Raw genomic sequence first — 17,602 nt, 5'->3', positions numbered from 1 at the left:
GGCAACGTACTTACTCTACCGTTAAAATACGCGTGGTATTAGTAGAACCCACGGTACTCATCACGTCGCCTTGGGTGACAATCACCAGGTCACCAGACATCAAGTAACCTTTATCGCGCAGCAGATTAACCGCTTCGCTGGCAGCTGCTACGCCGTCATTAGCGCTATCAAAGGGCACCGGCGTAACGCCACGATAGAGAGCAGTCAGGTTCAGCGTACGTTCATGGCGCGACATGGCGAAAATTGGTAGACCAGAGCTGATACGGGAGGTCATCAGCGCGGTACGACCCGATTCGGTCATGGTAATGATCGCCGTAACGCCCTTCAGGTGGTTAGCTGCGTACATTGCCGACATGGCAATAGCTTCTTCCACATTGTCGAACTGAACGTCCAGACGGTGTTTAGAAACGTTGATGCTCGGGATTTTTTCCGCACCCAGGCAAACGCGCGCCATGGCTGCAACAGTTTCTGACGGATACTGCCCAGCGGCAGTTTCTGCAGACAGCATCACAGCGTCAGTACCATCCAGAACGGCGTTTGCTACGTCCATGACTTCTGCACGCGTCGGCATCGGGTTAGTAATCATTGACTCCATCATCTGGGTCGCCGTGATTACCGCTCGGTTTAGCTGACGCGCACGACGGATCAACGCTTTCTGAATGCCGACCAGTTCCGGGTCGCCAATTTCCACACCGAGGTCGCCACGTGCAACCATTACCACGTCAGAGGCGAGGATGATGTCATCCATTGCATCCTGGCTGCAAACGGCTTCCGCACGTTCAACCTTGGCAACAATTTTCGCATCACATCCTGCATCGCGTGCCAGGCGACGGGCATAGTTCAGATCTTCGCCACAGCGTGGGAAGGAGACAGCCAGGTAATCTACGCCAATCAACGCCGCAGTCTTAATGTCTGCTTTGTCTTTTTCGGTCAGCGCTTCAGCCGACAAACCGCCGCCAAGTTTGTTGATACCTTTATTGTTGGAGAGGGGACCACCGACGGTGACTTCGGTGAACACTTTCATGCCCTGAACTTCCAGTACTTTTAACTGGACGCGACCATCGTCCAGCAGCAGGATGTCACCAGGCACGACGTCAGTAGGCAGGCCTTTGTAGTCGATACCGACTTTTTCTTTGTCGCCTTCACCTTTACCCAGGTTGGCGTCGAGCAGGAATTTATCCCCAATATTGAGGAAAACTTTGCCTTCTTTAAAGGTGGATACACGGATTTTGGGCCCCTGGAGGTCACCCAGAATAGCCACATGACGCCCCAGTTTTGCGGCAATCTCACGAACTTTATCCGCGCGCATTTTGTGATCTTCAGGCGAGCCGTGAGAAAAGTTCATACGTACAACGTTGGCACCCGCCGCGATAACTTTTTCAAGATTATTATCGCGATCTGTTGCTGGGCCTAACGTGGTAACGATTTTTGTTCTGCGAAGCCTTTTGGACATGTAATACTCCGTTGACTGAAACAACCAGGTGTTGCTTGAACATGAAATCCGAATGAAATAACGCCGCGATGGCGATAAATTAATCTCATTCGGATGTCGTATAAGATTAGGACAGTGACAGTCGCTTTTAGCGATCGTCACTTAAATTAAGTAACTGCTTATCAAAACGCGATTCCTTCAGCGCTTCCTTGACCCGCTTCAAGTTATCTCTGAATTTTGCACCGCGTCGCAAAGTAAATCCTGTCGCCAGCACATCTATCACGGTCAGCTGTGCAAGTCGAGAAACCATGGGCATATAAATGTCAGTATCTTCCGGTACGTCGAGGGTAATTGCCAGCGTTGCTTCCCGGGCGAGCGGGGTACCCGCAGAGGTGAGGGCAATCACCATGGCGTCGTTTTCGCGTGCCAGCTGCGCCAGCTCGACCAGATTTTTTGTTCTTCCTGTGTGAGAAATCAGCACCACCACGTCTCCGTCGCTACAATTCATACAACTCATGCGTTGCAGCACGATATCATCGGAGTACACCACCGGAACATTAAAACGAAAGAACTTATTCATCGCATCGTGGGCAACGGCGGCAGAAGAGCCTAATCCGAAAAAGGCGATTTTTTTTGCCTGAGTGAGCAAGTCGACGGCGCGGTTGATGGCAGATTTATCCAGTGAATGACGGACATGATCGAGCGTTGCCATTGCGGACTCAAATATTTTCCCCGTGTATGATTCAACGCTGTCATCTTCATTGACGTTGCGATTAACATAGGGAGTGCCATTCGCCAGACTTTGTGCCAGATGAAGTTTAAAATCAGGAAAACCGCGCGTGTCCATGCTGCGACAGAAACGATTCACCGTCGGTTCGCTAACATTGGCTTCCAGCGCCAGAGCAGCAATACTCGAATGGATCGCGTTATCGGGCGAAGCCAGAATGACCTCGGCAACTTTGCGCTCTGATTTGCTCAAATGTTCCAGCTGAGACTGGATTTTTTCCAGCATATTCATGATGTAAAGAGACTCACGGGTAATGACGATTTCCGCACTGAAAGAAATCGAAATGCAGTTTTGTCAGATATTACGCCTGTGTGCCGTGTTAATGACAAAAGCAGATAAAAAAGTTGTTATTTTTTTCATAACATGATCAGTGTCAGATTTTTACCGAATGGAAAACGATGATTTTTTTATCAGTTTTGCCGCGCTTTGCGCGCTTTTCCCGTAATCGCACGGGTGGATAAGCGTTTACAGTTTTCGCAAGCTCGTAAAAGCAGTACAGTGCACCGTAAGAAAATTACAAGTATACCCTGGCTTAAGTACCGGGTTAGTTAACTTAAGGAGAATGACATGGCGGTAACGCAAACAGCCCAGGCCTGTGACCTGGTCATTTTCGGCGCGAAAGGCGACCTTGCGCGTCGTAAATTGCTGCCTTCCCTGTATCAACTGGAAAAAGTCGGTCAGCTCAACCCGGACACCCGGATTATCGGCGTAGGGCGTGCTGACTGGGATAAAGCGGCATATACCAAAGTTGTCCGCGAGGCGCTCGAAACTTTCATGAAAGAAACCATTGATGAAGGTTTATGGGACACCCTGAGTGCACGTCTGGATTTTTGTAATCTCGATGTCAATGACACTGCTGCATTCAACCGTCTCGGCGCGATGCTGGATCAAAAAAATCGTATCACTATTAACTACTTTGCCATGCCGCCCAGCACTTTTGGCGCAATTTGCAAAGGGCTTGGCGAGGCAAAACTGAATGCTAAACCGGCACGCGTAGTCATGGAGAAACCGCTGGGGACGTCGCTGGCGACCTCGCAGGAAATCAATGATCAGGTTGGCGAATACTTCGAGGAGTGCCAGGTTTACCGTATCGACCACTATCTTGGTAAAGAAACGGTGCTGAACCTGTTGGCGCTGCGTTTTGCTAACTCCCTGTTTGTGAATAACTGGGACAATCGCACCATTGATCATGTTGAGATTACCGTGGCAGAAGAAGTGGGGATCGAAGGGCGCTGGGGCTATTTTGATAAAGCCGGTCAGATGCGTGACATGATTCAGAACCACCTGCTACAAATTCTCTGCATGATTGCGATGTCTCCGCCATCTGACCTGAGCGCAGACAGCATCCGCGATGAAAAAGTGAAAGTACTGAAGTCCCTGCGCCGCATCGACCGCTCCAACGTACGCGAAAAAACCGTACGCGGGCAATATACTGCGGGCTTCGCCCAGGGCAAAAAAGTGCCGGGATATCTGGAAGAAGAGGGCGCGAACAAAAGCAGCAATACAGAAACCTTCGTGGCGATCCGCGTCGACATTGATAACTGGCGCTGGGCCGGTGTGCCATTCTACCTGCGTACTGGTAAACGTCTGCCGACCAAATGTTCTGAAGTCGTGGTCTATTTCAAAACACCTGAACTGAATCTGTTTAAAGAGTCGTGGCAGGATCTGCCGCAGAATAAACTGACTATCCGTCTGCAACCTGATGAAGGCGTGGATATCCAGGTACTGAATAAAGTTCCTGGCCTTGACCACAAACATAACCTGCAAATCACCAAGCTGGATCTGAGCTATTCAGAAACCTTTAATCAGACGCATCTGGCGGATGCCTATGAACGTTTGCTGCTGGAAACCATGCGTGGTATTCAGGCACTGTTTGTACGTCGCGACGAAGTGGAAGAAGCCTGGAAATGGGTAGACTCCATTACTGAGGCGTGGGCGATGGACAATGATGCGCCGAAACCGTATCAGGCCGGAACCTGGGGACCCGTTGCCTCGGTGGCGATGATTACCCGTGATGGTCGTTCCTGGAATGAGTTTGAGTAATATCAGCGCTTATCCTTTATGGTTATTTTACCGGTAACATGATCTTGCACAGATTGTAGAACAATTTTTACACTTTCAGGCCTCGTGCGGATTCACCCACGAGGCTTTTTTTATTACACTGACTGAAACGTTTTTGCCCTATGAGCTCCGGTTACAGGCGTTTCACTCATAAATCCTCTGAATGAAACGCGTTGTGAATCATCCTGCTCTGACAACTCAATTTCAGGAGCCTTTATGAATCCACAATTGTTACGCGTAACAAATCGAATCATTGAACGTTCGCGCGAGACTCGCTCTGCTTATCTCGCCCGGATAGAACAAGCGAAAACGTCGACCGTTCATCGTTCGCAGTTGGCATGCGGTAACCTGGCACACGGTTTCGCTGCCTGCCAGCCAGAAAACAAAGCCTCTTTGAAAAGCATGTTGCGTAACAATATCGCCATCATCACCTCCTATAACGACATGCTCTCCGCGCACCAGCCTTATGAACACTATCCAGAAATCATTCGTAAAGCCCTGCATGAAGCGAATGCGGTTGGTCAGGTTGCGGGCGGTGTTCCGGCGATGTGTGATGGTGTCACCCAGGGGCAGGATGGAATGGAATTGTCGCTGCTAAGCCGCGAAGTGATAGCGATGTCTGCGGCGGTGGGGCTGTCCCATAACATGTTTGATGGTGCTCTGTTCCTCGGTGTGTGCGACAAGATTGTCCCGGGTCTGACGATGGCAGCCCTGTCGTTTGGTCATTTGCCTGCGGTGTTTGTGCCGTCTGGACCGATGGCAAGCGGTTTGCCAAATAAAGAAAAAGTGCGTATTCGCCAGCTTTATGCCGAAGGTAAAGTGGACCGCATGGCCTTACTGGAGTCAGAAGCCGCGTCTTACCATGCGCCGGGAACATGTACTTTCTACGGTACTGCCAACACCAACCAGATGGTGGTGGAATTTATGGGGATGCAGTTGCCAGGCTCTTCTTTTGTTCATCCGGATTCTCCGCTGCGCGATGCTTTGACCGCTGCCGCTGCGCGTCAGGTTACACGCATGACCGGTAATGGTAATGAATGGATGCCGATCGGTAAGATGATCGATGAGAAAGTGGTGGTGAACGGTATCGTTGCACTGCTGGCGACCGGTGGTTCCACTAACCACACCATGCACCTGGTGGCGATGGCGCGCGCGGCCGGTATTCAGATTAACTGGGATGACTTCTCTGACCTTTCTGATGTTGTACCGCTGATGGCACGTCTCTACCCGAACGGTCCGGCCGATATTAACCACTTCCAGGCGGCAGGTGGCGTACCGGTTCTGGTGCGTGAACTGCTCAAAGCAGGCCTGCTGCATGAAGATGTCAATACGGTGGCAGGCTTTGGTCTGTCTCGTTATACCCTTGAACCATGGCTGAATAATGGTGAACTGGACTGGCGGGAAGGGGCGGAAAAATCACTCGACAGCAATGTGATCGCTTCCTTCGAACAACCTTTCTCTCATCATGGTGGGACAAAAGTGTTAAGCGGTAACCTGGGCCGTGCGGTTATGAAAACCTCTGCCGTGCCGGTTGAGAACCAGGTGATTGAAGCGCCAGCGGTTGTTTTTGAAAGCCAGCATGACGTTATGCCGGCCTTTGAAGCGGGTTTGCTGGACCGCGATTGTGTCGTTGTTGTCCGTCATCAGGGGCCAAAAGCGAACGGAATGCCAGAATTACATAAACTCATGCCGCCACTTGGTGTATTATTGGACCGGTGTTTCAAAATTGCGTTAGTTACCGATGGACGACTCTCCGGCGCTTCAGGTAAAGTGCCGTCAGCTATCCACGTAACACCAGAAGCCTACGATGGCGGGCTGCTGGCAAAAGTGCGCGACGGGGACATCATTCGTGTGAATGGACAGACAGGCGAACTGACACTGCTGGTAGACGAAGCGGAACTGGCTGCTCGCGAACCGCACATTCCTGACCTGAGCGCGTCACGCGTGGGAACAGGACGTGAATTATTCAGCGCCTTGCGTGAAAAACTGTCCGGTGCCGAACAGGGCGCAACCTGTATCACTTTTTAAGACGACAAATTTGTAATCAGGCGAGAGAAAACTCTGATGAAAAACTGGAAAACAAGTGCAGAATCAATCCTGACCACCGGCCCGGTTGTACCGGTTATCGTGGTAAAAAAACTGGAACACGCGGTGCCGATGGCAAAAGCGTTGGTTGCTGGTGGGGTGCGCGTTCTGGAAGTGACTCTGCGTACCGAGTGTGCAGTTGACGCTATCCGTGCTATCGCCAAAGAAGTGCCTGAAGCGATTGTGGGTGCCGGTACGGTGCTGAATCCACAGCAGCTGGCAGAAGTCACTGAAGCGGGTGCACAGTTCGCAATTAGCCCGGGTCTGACCGAGCCGCTGCTGAAAGCTGCTACCGAAGGGACTATTCCTCTGATTCCGGGGATCAGCACTGTTTCCGAACTGATGCTGGGTATGGACTACGGTTTGAAAGAGTTCAAATTCTTCCCGGCTGAAGCTAACGGCGGCGTGAAAGCCCTGCAGGCGATCGCGGGTCCGTTCTCCCAGGTCCGTTTCTGCCCGACGGGTGGTATTTCTCCGGCTAACTACCGTGACTACCTGGCACTGAAAAGCGTGCTGTGCATCGGTGGTTCCTGGCTGGTTCCGGCAGATGCGCTGGAAGCGGGCGATTACGACCGCATTACTAAGCTGGCGCGTGAAGCTGTAGAAGGCGCTAAGCTGTAAAAGTCAAAATGCCCGATCTAGGATCGGGCATTTTTGTAGCGTTTTTTTGCCGGGTTTAACCCTGTACTTTTACCTGTCCGGCGGCGTGCTTCGCGCGTTCAATGGCGTCAACAACACTCTCTGAAGTAGCCAGTACCACCCCCAGATGACGGCTGCCATCAATTTCCGGCTTACCAAATAAACGAATCTGCAAATCTGCGCCTACGGCATTCTGCACATTATCAAACGTGACATTCTGACTGGTCAGTTGTGGCAGAATAACGGCAGAAGCTGCAGGACCATACTGACGGATCCCGCCAACAGGAAGTCCGAGGAAGGCACGTACATGCAGGGCAAACTCTGAGAGATCTTGAGAAATTAACGTCACCATCCCGGTATCATGTGGACGAGGGGAGACCTCACTGAAAATCACCTCATCACCACAGACAAACAGCTCGACACCAAACAGACCATAACCGCCCAGTGCCAGCACCACTTTACGGGCAATCTCCTGCGCACGTTCAAGGGCAAGCGGGCTCATTTGCTGTGGTTGCCAGGATTCACGGTAGTCGCCATCTTCCTGGCGATGACCTACTGGTGCACAGAAATGGACGCCATCCACCGCGCTGACGGTTAGCAGGGTAATTTCGAAGTCAAACTTAACGACGCCTTCAACAATTACGCGGCCCGCTCCGGCGCGACCGCCTTGCTGAGCGTATTCCCATGCCTGAGCAAGTTGCTCTGCAGAGCGAATAAACGTCTGCCCCTTGCCGGAAGAGCTCATCACCGGTTTTACAATGCAGGGATAGCCAATGGCGGCAACCGCCTCGCGGAAAAGGCTTTTGCTATCGGCAAAACGATAAGTGGAAGTGGGCAGCTGCAGCTCTTCTGCCGCCAGGCGACGGATACCCTCGCGATTCATCGTTAATTTCGTTGCGCGAGCGCAGGGGACAACATTCAGTCCTTCCTCTTCAAGTTGGATCAGCATATCGGTGGCAATAGCTTCGATCTCCGGCACGATATAATGTGGTTTTTCCAGTTCAACCACACGGCGTAATGCATCACCATCAAGCATATTAATGACATGGGAGCGATGCGCGACATGCATGGCTGGTGCGTCGGCATAGCGATCGACGGCAATCACCTCTACGCCGAGACGCTGACACTCGATTGCCACTTCTTTACCCAGTTCACCGGAGCCTAATAACATCACGCGAGTTGCTGCCGGACGCAGCGCAGTGCCTAATAACGTCATAACGAATATCCCCTGATTAATTCCGCGCGCAGTATAAACGAAAACGTTTGCGTGTGTCTTTATTGCTGATGTTGATTTCTCAACCGAAAAGAAATATACTGTATAAAATCTCAGTTATTATGAGAGGCTGCAAATGGCGGTTGAAGTTAAATACGTAGTCATTCGTGAGGGCGAAGAGAAAATGTCGTTTACCAGCAAAAAGGAAGCCGATGCTTATGACAAAATGCTTGATACGGCGGATCTGCTTGACACCTAGCTGACAAATTCTCCAGTGCAAATGGAAGACGAGCAACGTGAAGCCCTTTCGCTATGGCTGGCAGAACAAAAAGAGGTGCTGAGCACCATTCTGAAAACCGGCAAATTACCGTCCCCACAGGTCGTCGGTGCTGAATCCGAAGAGGAAGATGCCTCACACGCGGCCTGAAGCAACTTGCGCTCCTGACAATTTGTACCATGCTTTCTCCTGAATCATTGTGCTATGGAGAAAAACATGAAAAAAAGAGGGGCGTTTTTAGGGCGGTTGTTGGTTTCTGCCTGCGCATCAGTTTTCGCTGCCAATAATGAAACCAGCAAGTCGGTCACTTTCCCAAAGTGTGAAGGTCTGGATGCTGCCGGAATTGCCGCGAGCGTAAAACGTGATTATCAACAAAATCGCGTGGCGCGCTGGGCAGATGATCAAAAAATTGTCGGTCAGGCCGATCCCGTGGCCTGGGTCAGTTTGCAGGACATTCAGGGTAAAGATGATAAATGGTCAGTACCGCTAACCGTGCGTGGTAAAAGTGCCGATATTCATTACCAGGTCTGCGTGGACTGCAAAGCGGGAATGGCGGAATATCAGCGGCGTTAATGGCTTCTGATAATTCGATTGACCGTTGGCGGATGCGGCGCGAGTGCCTTGTCCGTCCCAGAACGCACCACAATCGTAGGCCTGAGAAGACGCAACAGCGTCGCATCGGGCAATCAGCATCAAACAATGCCACTCAAAACGACAAACTACTTTCACCTAAAATACCCTTATCACCTGATATACAGTAAATACCTTACCTGGCGCGAATTTCTTTGAATAACGGCCTACCGCCCCGCTTATTTGCGCATCTTTTGTCTCGATATACATTTTCTGACATCCTCATCCGCTATGCTACAGGCACTAAAAATGGTTATTGAGGAGCAAATATGGCTAACTGGTTAAATCAACTGCAATCCCTGCTTGGGCAAAGCAGTTCTTCTACCTCCTCGTCTGCGGATCAGGGATTGGGCAAACTGTTAGTGTCAGGCGCATTAGGCGGACTGGCTGGGCTGCTGGTCGCAAATAAATCAGCACGTAAACTTCTTACGAAATATGGCACCAACGCGTTACTGGTTGGCGGCGGAGCGGTAGCGGGTACGGTGCTGTGGAATAAATACAAAGATAAAATTCGCGCGGCGCATCAGGACGAACCGCAGTTTGGCGCGCAAAGTACGCCGCTGGATGAGCGTACGGAACGTTTGATCCTTGCGCTGGTCTTTGCCGCTAAAAGTGATGGTCATATTGATGCCAATGAACGTGCGGCAATCGACCAGCAATTGCGTGAAGCCGGCGTGGAAGAGCAGGGGCGTGTACTCATTGAGCAGGCAATCGAACAACCGCTGGATCCACAACGCCTGGCTACCGGGGTCCGCAATGAAGAAGAGGCGCTGGAAATCTATTTCCTGAGCTGCGCGGCTATTGATATTGACCATTTTATGGAACGCAGTTACCTGAATGCACTGGGTGACGCGCTGAAAATCCCCCAGGATGTTCGTGAAGGCATTGAACGCGATCTCGAACAGCAAAAACGCACTTTGGCGGAATAATTCCGCTCTCTGGATAGCCTGAAGTTGACTATTTCGGGCTATCCAGAACCGCACAGCCATTTGAACAGGCTGATTTTCTCTGTCTGCATAACATTCGATATCCGCGCCATTACCTGTCATCATCTAAGCAATGACGACCCTGTTTCGCTTGCATCCCCGGTGAGTTTTGCCACCCTTATAAGATGTTTCCAACCAGAAAGAACAATAACATGCTACCAAAAGCCGCCCGCATTCCCCACGCCATGACGCTTCATGGCGATACGCGCATCGATAATTACTACTGGCTGCGGGACGATACGCGTTCTCAGCCAAAAGTCCTGGACTACCTGCAACAAGAAAATAGTTACGGTCATCGGGTGATGGCCTCACAACAAGCCTTGCAGGATCGCATCTTAAAGGAAATCATCGACCGCATTCCGCAAAGAGAAGTTTCTGCGCCCTACATAAAAAATGGCTACCGCTATCGGCATATTTATGAACCAGGCTGTGAATATGCTATCTACCAGCGTCAATCGGCATTCAGCGAAGAGTGGGATGAGTGGGAAACATTGCTCGATGCCAACAAGCGCGCAGCTCATAGTGAGTTTTATTCGATGGGCGGAATGGCGATTACGCCCGATAACACCATTATGGCGCTGGCAGAAGATTTTCTTTCCCGACGCCAGTACGGCATTCGTTTTCGTAATCTGGAAACAGGTAACTGGTACCCGGAACTGCTGGATAACGTTGAACCCAGCTTTGTCTGGGCAAATGACTCCTGGACTTTCTACTATGTTCGCAAGCATCCGGTGACGCTGCTGCCTTATCAGGTCTGGCGTCACGCCATCGGTACGCCAGCATCGCAAGATACACTGATCTACGAAGAAAAAGACGATACCTATTATGTCAGCCTGCATAAAACGACGTCGAAGCACTATGTCGTCATTCATCTGGCCAGCGCCACCACCAGTGAAGTTCGCCTGCTGGACGCGGAAATGGCCGATGCCGAGCCGTTTGTTTTTCTGCCGCGCCGCAAAGATCACGAATACAGCCTTGATCACTACCAGCATCGTTTTTATCTGCGTTCCAATCGCCACGGCAAAAACTTTGGCTTATACCGTACCCGTATGCGTGATGAGCAACAGTGGGAAGAGTTAATTCCGCCACGCGAAAACATCATGCTGGAAGGGTTTACGCTGTTTACCGACTGGCTGGTGGTTGAAGAGCGTCAGCGCGGGTTAACCAGTTTGCGCCAAATTAACCGCAAGACCCGGGAAGTCATTGGCATTGCCTTTGATGATCCGGCCTATGTGACCTGGATTGCCTACAATCCAGAACCTGAAACCGCGCGATTGCGTTATGGTTATTCTTCCATGACCACACCAGACACTTTGTTTGAACTGGATATGGATACCGGTGAGCGTCGTGTATTAAAACAAACAGAAGTGCCTGGTTTTGATGCGGCGAATTACCGCAGTGAACACCTGTGGATAGTCGCCCGTGATGGCGTCGAAGTTCCGGTTTCGCTGGTCTATCATCGCAAACATTTTCGCAAAGGACACAACCCGTTGCTGGTGTATGGCTATGGTTCTTACGGCGCAAGTATTGATGCCGATTTCAGTTTTAGCCGCTTGAGTTTGTTAGATCGTGGCTTTGTCTACGCCATTGTCCATGTTCGCGGCGGTGGTGAGCTGGGGCAACAATGGTACGAAGACGGTAAATTTCTGAAGAAGAAAAATACGTTTAATGATTATCTTGATGCCTGCGATGCATTGTTAAAACTGGGCTATGGCTCTCCTTCGCTCTGTTATGCGATGGGCGGAAGTGCGGGGGGCATGTTGATGGGCGTTGCAATTAATCAACGCCCGGAATTATTCCACGGCGTTATCGCCCAGGTACCGTTTGTTGATGTTGTAACAACGATGCTTGATGAATCAATTCCTCTTACCACTGGTGAGTTTGAAGAGTGGGGAAATCCGCAGGATCCGCAATATTACGAGTACATGAAAAGCTACAGCCCGTATGACAACGTCACCGCACAGGCTTATCCGCATTTACTGGTAACGACCGGTTTACACGATTCTCAGGTGCAATATTGGGAACCGGCAAAATGGGTCGCTAAATTGCGCGAGCTGAAAACCGATGACCATCTTTTATTGCTCTGTACCGACATGGACTCAGGCCATGGCGGTAAATCTGGCCGCTTTAAATCGTACGAAGGCGTAGCGATGGAATATGCTTTTCTGGTCGCGCTGGCGCAGGGAACATTACCCGCTACGCCTGCGGATTAAGTATTTTCCAGATAATGTTTCAGTGTTAAACGCAGCTCCGGGCTCATGCTGTCCAGGTTATTAAATAACCAGCGCAGATAGCCCGGATAGCGTTCGGCAACGTCGGAAACCGCTTTGCCACGGTATTTGCCAAAGGTGAAGGTTGTCATCAACGACGGACGTCCGGTGATATCGGCCATCTGTTCTGCCGTCCAGCCGGAGGTGTTCATAATATCGATAAGCAACGCGGCGGTGATATAACAGTCATACAACGCGCGGTGATGATGCAGGCCCAGCGGTGTCTGTACATTGAGCTTGCGTGTTTTATATAACGCCATATTGCTGTACTTGAGCCCTGGCCACAAACGACGGGCCAGTTTCATAGTGCAAATCCACTCACCGGGCATCTCAGGCAGTACGCGGCGGTCAAAGCTGGCGTTGTGCGCGACATACCATTCACTACCGTAATAGTGTGGGATCACATCTTCAATCCACGGTTTATCGGCGACCATGGCTTCGGTGATGCGATGAATCGCCATCGCTTGTGGACTAATAGGACGATCGGGGCGCACCAGGAGGCTCATGGGGTTGACGATTTTTCCGTCAATGACATCAACAGAGGCAATCTCAACGATCCCTCCCTGCAAACCGCAGGTTTCTGTATCGATAATGCGCAACATGGCATGATCCAGGCCGAAAAAGCCTAGCGTAATGGAATGATATCGCCTTGCCAACCCTGTGATGAACGCTGACCGACTAACAATAATGAACCACGATCGGCGCGAACGATGAGACGACCATATTCATCCCATAGTGCACTGTTACCACGGGCATTTGCCATCAGCACGGCAATCGAGTACTGATGTGAAAAAAATTGTAAGCGACGGGCCGACGCCAGCAGGTCGGGTTCTCCCAGACATTGCCCTGTCGTAAACAGTGAACAGGTCGGGTCCATATCCATACCTTGCGGTTGTTCATCGACCACCGTGATGGTTCTGGAACGACGGCCCAGACATGCACCATGACTCTGATGGTAGTTCCCAGGCGTTTTTCGCCACGGTGCGAACACCGCAATTCCACGAATAAAGCGATCGTTATATTCAACGGGAAGGCCGGCAATGATGGTCATTCGCTAGGTCGTTGCGGCATAACAAAGCGGGTCTAACAGTGAAAGATCGGGTGGGGCAGGAAGGGCACGTCGCGAATAATCACACCCCAGTAAAGAAAGCGATGGAAAAACTAACAGCTGACATTGTTGCCTGGCGGCGGCCCTCACAAACTCCAGATGATGAGCTACCTGTTCGGTGAGTGAGGTTTTACGAGGCTCATATTGCGCTGCTGCAACTTTCCAGAACGACATAATGACTTCCTTTTCAAAATGACTGCAAATTATGGGGGCGGTTTAGAAAATACTCATAATTTAGCAGGCGTTATGTAAGAAAGTGTAACTCTGTATAAGTTTTATTTAAGTTTGGGCTCGTAAGGTAAACGTGACAGATTGACCGAAGCCAAACGGTGGGCAATAAGCCGCTCGCGAAACCAGCTGCGCAAATGTTCTGGCTGTTCACGTTCAACCGCTTCAGCGATCACCGGCATATTGTAGCGTTCTTTAAAAGCCACCCCGGCCGCCGCCAAATCGACATTCACTTTATCCATTTCTGTTTGATCCAGTTTAGCCAGATTCTTCAGCATTCTTAATCTCCTCATCATTCGCGGGCAAAAGTTACTAAGAGTGAGCCTGGATGGCAAGCCGGAATTGATGATCCTCGACTCAGACATTAGACAAGGTTATGCTCTGTAAAAAAGTTATTACAAAAAGGAATAGATAATATGGCTTCAACTGCACGCTCCCTTCGCTACGCGCTGGCAATCCTGACCACTTCGTTGGTGACACCTTCCGTCTGGGCACATGCGCATTTAACGCATCAGTATCCTGCGGCAAACGCGCAAGTGACAGCTGCCCCGCAGGCAATCACTTTAAACTTCTCGGAAGGCGTTGAAACAGGATTCAGTGGTGCAAAAATCACGGGGCCAAAAAACGAAAATATTAAAACATTACCAGCGAAGCGGAATGAGCAGGACCAAAAGCAACTGATTGTTCCACTGGCCGATTCGCTGAAACCCGGAACCTACACCGTTGACTGGCATGTTGTTTCGGTGGACGGGCATAAAACGAAAGGACACTACACCTTTAGCGTGAAATAAATCATGCTGGCGTTTACCTGGATCGCGCTGCGATTTATCCATTTCACCTCGTTGATGCTGGTCTTTGGCTTTGCAATGTATGGTGCCTGGCTGGCCCCCTTAATGATTCGTCGCTTGCTGACGAAGCGTTCTCTGCGTTTACAACAGCACGCTGCCGTCTGGAGTTTGATCAGTGCCACTGCAATGCTCGCCGTTCAGGGCGGGTTGATGGGAACGGGATGGACAGATGTATTTTCGCCAAACATTTGGCAGGCTGTTTTGCAAACGCAGTTTGGTGGCGTCTGGTTATGGCAAATTGTTCTCGCCCTCGTAACGTTGATCGTCGCCCTTATGCAACCGCGGAATATGCCACGTTTGCTGTTTATGCTCACTACCGCGCAATTTATTCTGCTGGCGGGAGTGGGGTATGCGACGCTGAATGAAGGGGTAACAGCGAAAATCCATCAGACTAATCACGCGATTCACCTGATTTGTGCGGCGGCGTGGTTTGGGGGATTACTGCCGGTGCTCTGGTGTATGCAACTCATCAAAGGCCGTTGGCGACACTAGGCTATTCAGGCGCTGATGCGTTTTTCCTGGTGCGGGCATTTTGCGGTGATCGGCGTACTGGCAAGCGGCGTGCTTAATGCATTGTTGATTACCGGATTTCCCCCCACGCTTACGACTTACTGGGGCCAACTCTTATTGCTCAAAGCCATCCTGGTGATGATTATGGTGGTCATTGCGCTGGCTAATCGTTATGTTCTTGTACCGCGCATGAGGCAGGATGAAGATCGTGCGGCACCCTGGTTTGTGTGGATGACTAAACTCGAATGGGCGATAGGTGCGGTAGTGCTGGTGATCATCAGCCTGCTTGCGACTCTCGAACCTTTTTGATGGATTACGAAAATGATGAAAAAAAGTATTCTGGCGTTTCTGTTACTCACCAGTTCTGCAGCGGCGCTGGCGGCTCCACAGGTGATAACCGTGAGTCGTTTTGAAGTGGGTAAAGACAAATGGGCGTTTAATCGCGAAGAGGTAATGCTGACTTGCCGACCGGGTAATGCTTTGTATGTCATCAACCCAAGTACCCTCGTGCAGTATCCTTTAAACGATATCGCACAAAAGGAAGTTGCCAGTGGGAAGACCAATGCCCAACCCATTTCGGTGATTCAGATTGATGATCCTAACAATCCCGGCGAAAAAATGAGTCTGGCACCGTTTATAGAACGAGCTGAAAAACTCTGTTAATTACCTAAAATAGCCTTTTGATTTCCAATAAAAAAACCGCCTCAGTTCTTTCACCAGAACGGGCGGTTTTTAACATTTAAGCTGATGAGCACCGCGCTTTTTATTGACCATTTTGCACGCAAACTGGAAAACCTGGCGTCGTCATCTATTCTTAAAGGGCAAGGCAACTAAGCCTGCATTAATGCCAACTTTTAGCGCACGGCTCTCTCCCAAGAGCCATTTCCCTGGACCGAATACAGGAATCGTATTCGGTCTTTTTTTAATTGTATTTAAAATCAATTAGTTGCAAACGTCTCCCCGAAATTCCCCGAAATTTACTCGAATTTCTGTATTCCGGTCTTTTTTGGTTATATCACAACCAAAATACATTTAACAATCCATTTACGTTAAAATCAGAGCAGTAAGTACGTTTTTTCTCTCTCATCAAGATACATTTTTGTTGTCTTCTCCGATGTGTGGCCAAGTAGACGCTGAGCAAATTCTTCTCCACATATTTCTTTGTACAATCGTCCAGCCAGGCTTCTGATTTCGTGAAAAGTTGGTGGGTTTTCACTGAACAGTGATACCTGTTAATTTTCTGGCTGCGACAAATTTCTTTGTCAGGCCGTCCGGGTGAATGCTGCCGTCAGGGCTGTTTTTTCTAATCCCGGCACTGATTAGATAATCCCCCCTACTTACCATGCGGCACTGTTCAACTACTGCACCAAGTCGTAAACCAGCGACAGGAAGGCTGAGTGACAGGGGGATAGCAATCATCATTCCTGTCTTAATTTGCCTGATGTGGAGACGATCATCATAAATATCACTGAACCGCATATTCGTTATGTCTTCGCGACGTTGTCCTGTTACAAGGGCTAAGTCCATAGCTAATGGGAACCATGCCGGAAGTTGATCTGCTGCCTCCCTGATGCAGTTGTATGTCTTTAGTTTCAGCCGTTCTCTTGTAACTACTATTTTCGGTGCTCTTGTTGGCGTTACTGGATTTTGAGATATACGTCCTTCAACAATGGCTTCGCGGAACATATCAGATAACACAGAACGCATTGATCCTGCCATCGTGTTTTTCCCTCCTTCAATCTACAAATCAAGAAACTCGGCGATATGGCGAGTGGTTATTTCTGTCAGTAAAACCCCTCCTAATTTTTCTTTTATTGTCTCCAGTTGATTTACCCGAGTTTTATAAGTATTTCTGGACGCTTTTCTCCTTATAAGAATCGTTTTGTAACGTTCAATCCAGCCTGCCATAGTAAATGAGTCGACCCCTTTAAGCTTTTCAATTAGGGCAGCAGGAGAGTAGTTTTTGTATATATAATGATTTGCTTCAATTGCCTGCGCTACTGCATCTCTTCTTGAAATTTTACCTAGTGTAAATTCTTCTTTCGTCAGAGGGTTGCGCCAGTAATATGCTTTGTCTCTCCTTCGATATGTTAAGTTTCTAGGCAAATTGGGATCGTATTTTTTCCGCTGCATGTTTTAACTTCTCCATTAACGGACTGTCTCTCCCTTGTCGCCCATTAGGCTGATGGTGTGTTATATCGGTATCAACCTTATTTGGGTTGATATAGAAAGCCTCCGGAACCACCCTGTAACTCCTCCCGTGTAGTTCAGGTGCAGGATAAATGTTTCCATTCCTTGCCCATCGTCTCAGCGTTGATATTGATGGTGGGTTATCCGGATATCTGAGTTTTCCCCACGTTTTGAGTGTCACAAGATTCATTGCCATACCTCTCACGATATGACCGCCAGTAAATATACAGAATACTGGCGGGTGTGGTTGATTTTTAATAATCTGAGGTGTACTGGCAATAGCGGACACTACCATTTGTTCTTTTTTTAAGCAGCCATCTGATGATATTTTTCCCTGA

14 protein-coding genes and 4 pseudogenes are annotated in these 17,602 nt (G+C 49.8%); 10 read left to right on the top strand and 8 right to left on the bottom strand.

The genetic code is table 11. The features are described from left to right. Positions 1–10 precede the first annotated feature (10 nt). Together pyk and hexR are read right to left on the bottom strand one after the other, a co-directional pair. Complete coding sequence (gene pyk, locus ABZJ92_RS12080) at positions 11–1,453, bottom strand: pyruvate kinase (RefSeq protein WP_000044417.1); 1,443 nt, start codon at positions 1,451–1,453, stop codon at positions 11–13. A gap of 127 nt (positions 1,454–1,580) precedes the next feature. Further along, a complete protein-coding gene (gene hexR, locus ABZJ92_RS12075) occupies positions 1,581–2,450 on the bottom strand; it encodes a DNA-binding transcriptional regulator HexR (RefSeq protein WP_001056694.1) in 870 nt (289 codons plus the stop codon). Between the two features lie 336 nt (positions 2,451–2,786). On the opposite strand from hexR, the gene zwf reads away from it, so the two are divergent. From zwf to kdgA, 3 genes are all read left to right on the top strand, one after another. Then, positions 2,787–4,262, top strand: a complete 1,476-nt coding sequence (zwf, locus tag ABZJ92_RS12070; protein ID WP_000301736.1) for a glucose-6-phosphate dehydrogenase — start codon at positions 2,787–2,789, stop codon at positions 4,260–4,262. A gap of 234 nt (positions 4,263–4,496) precedes the next feature. After that, positions 4,497–6,308: a phosphogluconate dehydratase gene (edd, locus tag ABZJ92_RS12065; RefSeq protein ID WP_001069479.1), complete on the top strand. Its 1,812-nt coding sequence runs from the start codon at positions 4,497–4,499 to the stop codon at positions 6,306–6,308. Positions 6,309–6,344: 36 nt separating this feature from the next. Then, the gene (gene kdgA / locus ABZJ92_RS12060; protein WP_000800512.1) at positions 6,345–6,986 is read left to right on the top strand and encodes a bifunctional 4-hydroxy-2-oxoglutarate aldolase/2-dehydro-3-deoxy-phosphogluconate aldolase; all 642 of its coding nucleotides are present in this window, start codon (positions 6,345–6,347) and stop codon (positions 6,984–6,986) included. 55 nt (positions 6,987–7,041) lie between these two features. Here the strand turns inward: kdgA and purT are convergent, their stop codons facing one another. Further along, complete coding sequence (gene purT / locus ABZJ92_RS12055; RefSeq protein WP_000173487.1) at positions 7,042–8,220, bottom strand: formate-dependent phosphoribosylglycinamide formyltransferase; 1,179 nt, start codon at positions 8,218–8,220, stop codon at positions 7,042–7,044. 133 nt (positions 8,221–8,353) lie between these two features. Here purT and yebG point away from each other — a divergent pair. The 4 genes and pseudogenes from yebG to ptrB all read left to right on the top strand — a co-directional run bounded on the left by yebG (position 8,354) and on the right by ptrB (position 12,323). Further along, positions 8,354–8,644 (top strand): annotated as a pseudogene (gene yebG, locus ABZJ92_RS12050) (DNA damage-inducible protein YebG). Between the two features lie 66 nt (positions 8,645–8,710). Then, the gene (gene yebF, locus ABZJ92_RS12045) at positions 8,711–9,067 is read left to right on the top strand and encodes a protein YebF (RefSeq protein WP_005047608.1); all 357 of its coding nucleotides are present in this window, start codon (positions 8,711–8,713) and stop codon (positions 9,065–9,067) included. A gap of 326 nt (positions 9,068–9,393) precedes the next feature. After that, positions 9,394–10,053 (top strand): tellurite resistance TerB family protein, encoded by a 660-nt coding sequence (locus ABZJ92_RS12040; RefSeq protein WP_000024751.1) that lies wholly within the window; start codon positions 9,394–9,396, stop codon positions 10,051–10,053. A 209-nt stretch (positions 10,054–10,262) separates the two neighbouring features. After that, positions 10,263–12,323 (top strand): oligopeptidase B, encoded by a 2,061-nt coding sequence (gene ptrB / locus ABZJ92_RS12035; protein ID WP_000936980.1) that lies wholly within the window; start codon positions 10,263–10,265, stop codon positions 12,321–12,323. Here the strand turns inward: ptrB and exoX are convergent. The 3 genes and pseudogenes from exoX to holE form a co-directional block, all read right to left on the bottom strand. Next, complete coding sequence (gene exoX, locus ABZJ92_RS12030; protein WP_000944268.1) at positions 12,320–12,982, bottom strand: exodeoxyribonuclease X; 663 nt, start codon at positions 12,980–12,982, stop codon at positions 12,320–12,322. The two genes, ptrB and exoX, sit on opposite strands and share 4 nt — an antisense overlap. 23 nt (positions 12,983–13,005) lie before the next feature. Next, a pseudogene (gene yobB, locus ABZJ92_RS12025) lies at positions 13,006–13,662 on the bottom strand (carbon-nitrogen hydrolase family protein YobB). A gap of 101 nt (positions 13,663–13,763) precedes the next feature. After that, positions 13,764–13,994 carry a DNA polymerase III subunit theta gene (holE, locus tag ABZJ92_RS12020; RefSeq protein WP_000916763.1) on the bottom strand — a complete coding sequence of 77 codons (231 nt, stop codon included), beginning with the start codon at positions 13,992–13,994 and terminating at the stop codon, positions 13,764–13,766. Between the two features lie 138 nt (positions 13,995–14,132). Here holE and yobA point away from each other — a divergent pair, with 138 nt between their 5' ends. The 3 genes and pseudogenes from yobA (at position 14,133) to ABZJ92_RS12005 (ending at position 15,737) form a co-directional block, all read left to right on the top strand. Beyond that, complete coding sequence (gene yobA / locus ABZJ92_RS12015; protein ID WP_000168747.1) at positions 14,133–14,507, top strand: CopC domain-containing protein YobA; 375 nt, start codon at positions 14,133–14,135, stop codon at positions 14,505–14,507. 3 nt (positions 14,508–14,510) lie between these two features. Then, positions 14,511–15,383, top strand: a pseudogene (gene copD, locus ABZJ92_RS12010) (copper homeostasis membrane protein CopD). A gap of 12 nt (positions 15,384–15,395) precedes the next feature. Beyond that, on the top strand, positions 15,396–15,737 hold the full coding sequence (locus ABZJ92_RS12005; protein ID WP_000976476.1) for a YebY family protein: 342 nt from the start codon (positions 15,396–15,398) through the stop codon (positions 15,735–15,737). Positions 15,738–16,129: 392 nt separating this feature from the next. On the opposite strand, the pseudogene ABZJ92_RS12000 reads toward ABZJ92_RS12005, so the two are convergent. Next, a pseudogene (locus ABZJ92_RS12000) lies at positions 16,130–17,207 on the bottom strand (tyrosine-type recombinase/integrase). Beyond that, positions 17,173–17,454 carry an excisionase gene (locus tag ABZJ92_RS11995; protein ID WP_005127484.1) on the bottom strand — a complete coding sequence of 94 codons (282 nt, stop codon included), beginning with the start codon at positions 17,452–17,454 and terminating at the stop codon, positions 17,173–17,175. Before ABZJ92_RS11995 ends, ABZJ92_RS12000 begins: the two are co-directional and overlap by 35 nt. Between the last annotated feature and the right edge of the window lie 148 nt (positions 17,455–17,602).

The organism is Shigella sp. FJ200513, from assembly GCF_040495915.1.
GTDB lineage: Bacteria > Pseudomonadota > Gammaproteobacteria > Enterobacterales > Enterobacteriaceae > ECMA0423.
The sequence above is the reverse complement of the archived record's forward strand: the minus strand, read 5'-3'. Positions and strand labels throughout refer to the sequence as shown.

Excerpts from the sequence above, each read along its gene's own strand:
- ABZJ92_RS11995 (WP_005127484.1), bottom strand. The coding sequence starts at position 17,454 with ATGAATCTTGTGACACTCAAAACGTGGGGAAAACTCAGATATCCGGAT.
- kdgA (WP_000800512.1), top strand. The coding sequence starts at position 6,345 with ATGAAAAACTGGAAAACAAGTGCAGAATCAATCCTGACCACCGGCCCG.
- ptrB (WP_000936980.1), top strand. The coding sequence starts at position 10,263 with ATGCTACCAAAAGCCGCCCGCATTCCCCACGCCATGACGCTTCATGGC.
- ABZJ92_RS12040 (WP_000024751.1), top strand. The coding sequence starts at position 9,394 with ATGGCTAACTGGTTAAATCAACTGCAATCCCTGCTTGGGCAAAGCAGT.
- yebF (WP_005047608.1), top strand. The coding sequence starts at position 8,711 with ATGAAAAAAAGAGGGGCGTTTTTAGGGCGGTTGTTGGTTTCTGCCTGC.
- yobA (WP_000168747.1), top strand. The coding sequence starts at position 14,133 with ATGGCTTCAACTGCACGCTCCCTTCGCTACGCGCTGGCAATCCTGACC.
- holE (WP_000916763.1), bottom strand. The coding sequence starts at position 13,994 with ATGCTGAAGAATCTGGCTAAACTGGATCAAACAGAAATGGATAAAGTG.
- edd (WP_001069479.1), top strand. The coding sequence starts at position 4,497 with ATGAATCCACAATTGTTACGCGTAACAAATCGAATCATTGAACGTTCG.
- zwf (WP_000301736.1), top strand. The coding sequence starts at position 2,787 with ATGGCGGTAACGCAAACAGCCCAGGCCTGTGACCTGGTCATTTTCGGC.
- ABZJ92_RS12005 (WP_000976476.1), top strand. The coding sequence starts at position 15,396 with ATGATGAAAAAAAGTATTCTGGCGTTTCTGTTACTCACCAGTTCTGCA.
- exoX (WP_000944268.1), bottom strand. The coding sequence starts at position 12,982 with ATGTTGCGCATTATCGATACAGAAACCTGCGGTTTGCAGGGAGGGATC.
- purT (WP_000173487.1), bottom strand. The coding sequence starts at position 8,220 with ATGACGTTATTAGGCACTGCGCTGCGTCCGGCAGCAACTCGCGTGATG.
- hexR (WP_001056694.1), bottom strand. The coding sequence starts at position 2,450 with ATGAATATGCTGGAAAAAATCCAGTCTCAGCTGGAACATTTGAGCAAA.
- pyk (WP_000044417.1), bottom strand. The coding sequence starts at position 1,453 with ATGTCCAAAAGGCTTCGCAGAACAAAAATCGTTACCACGTTAGGCCCA.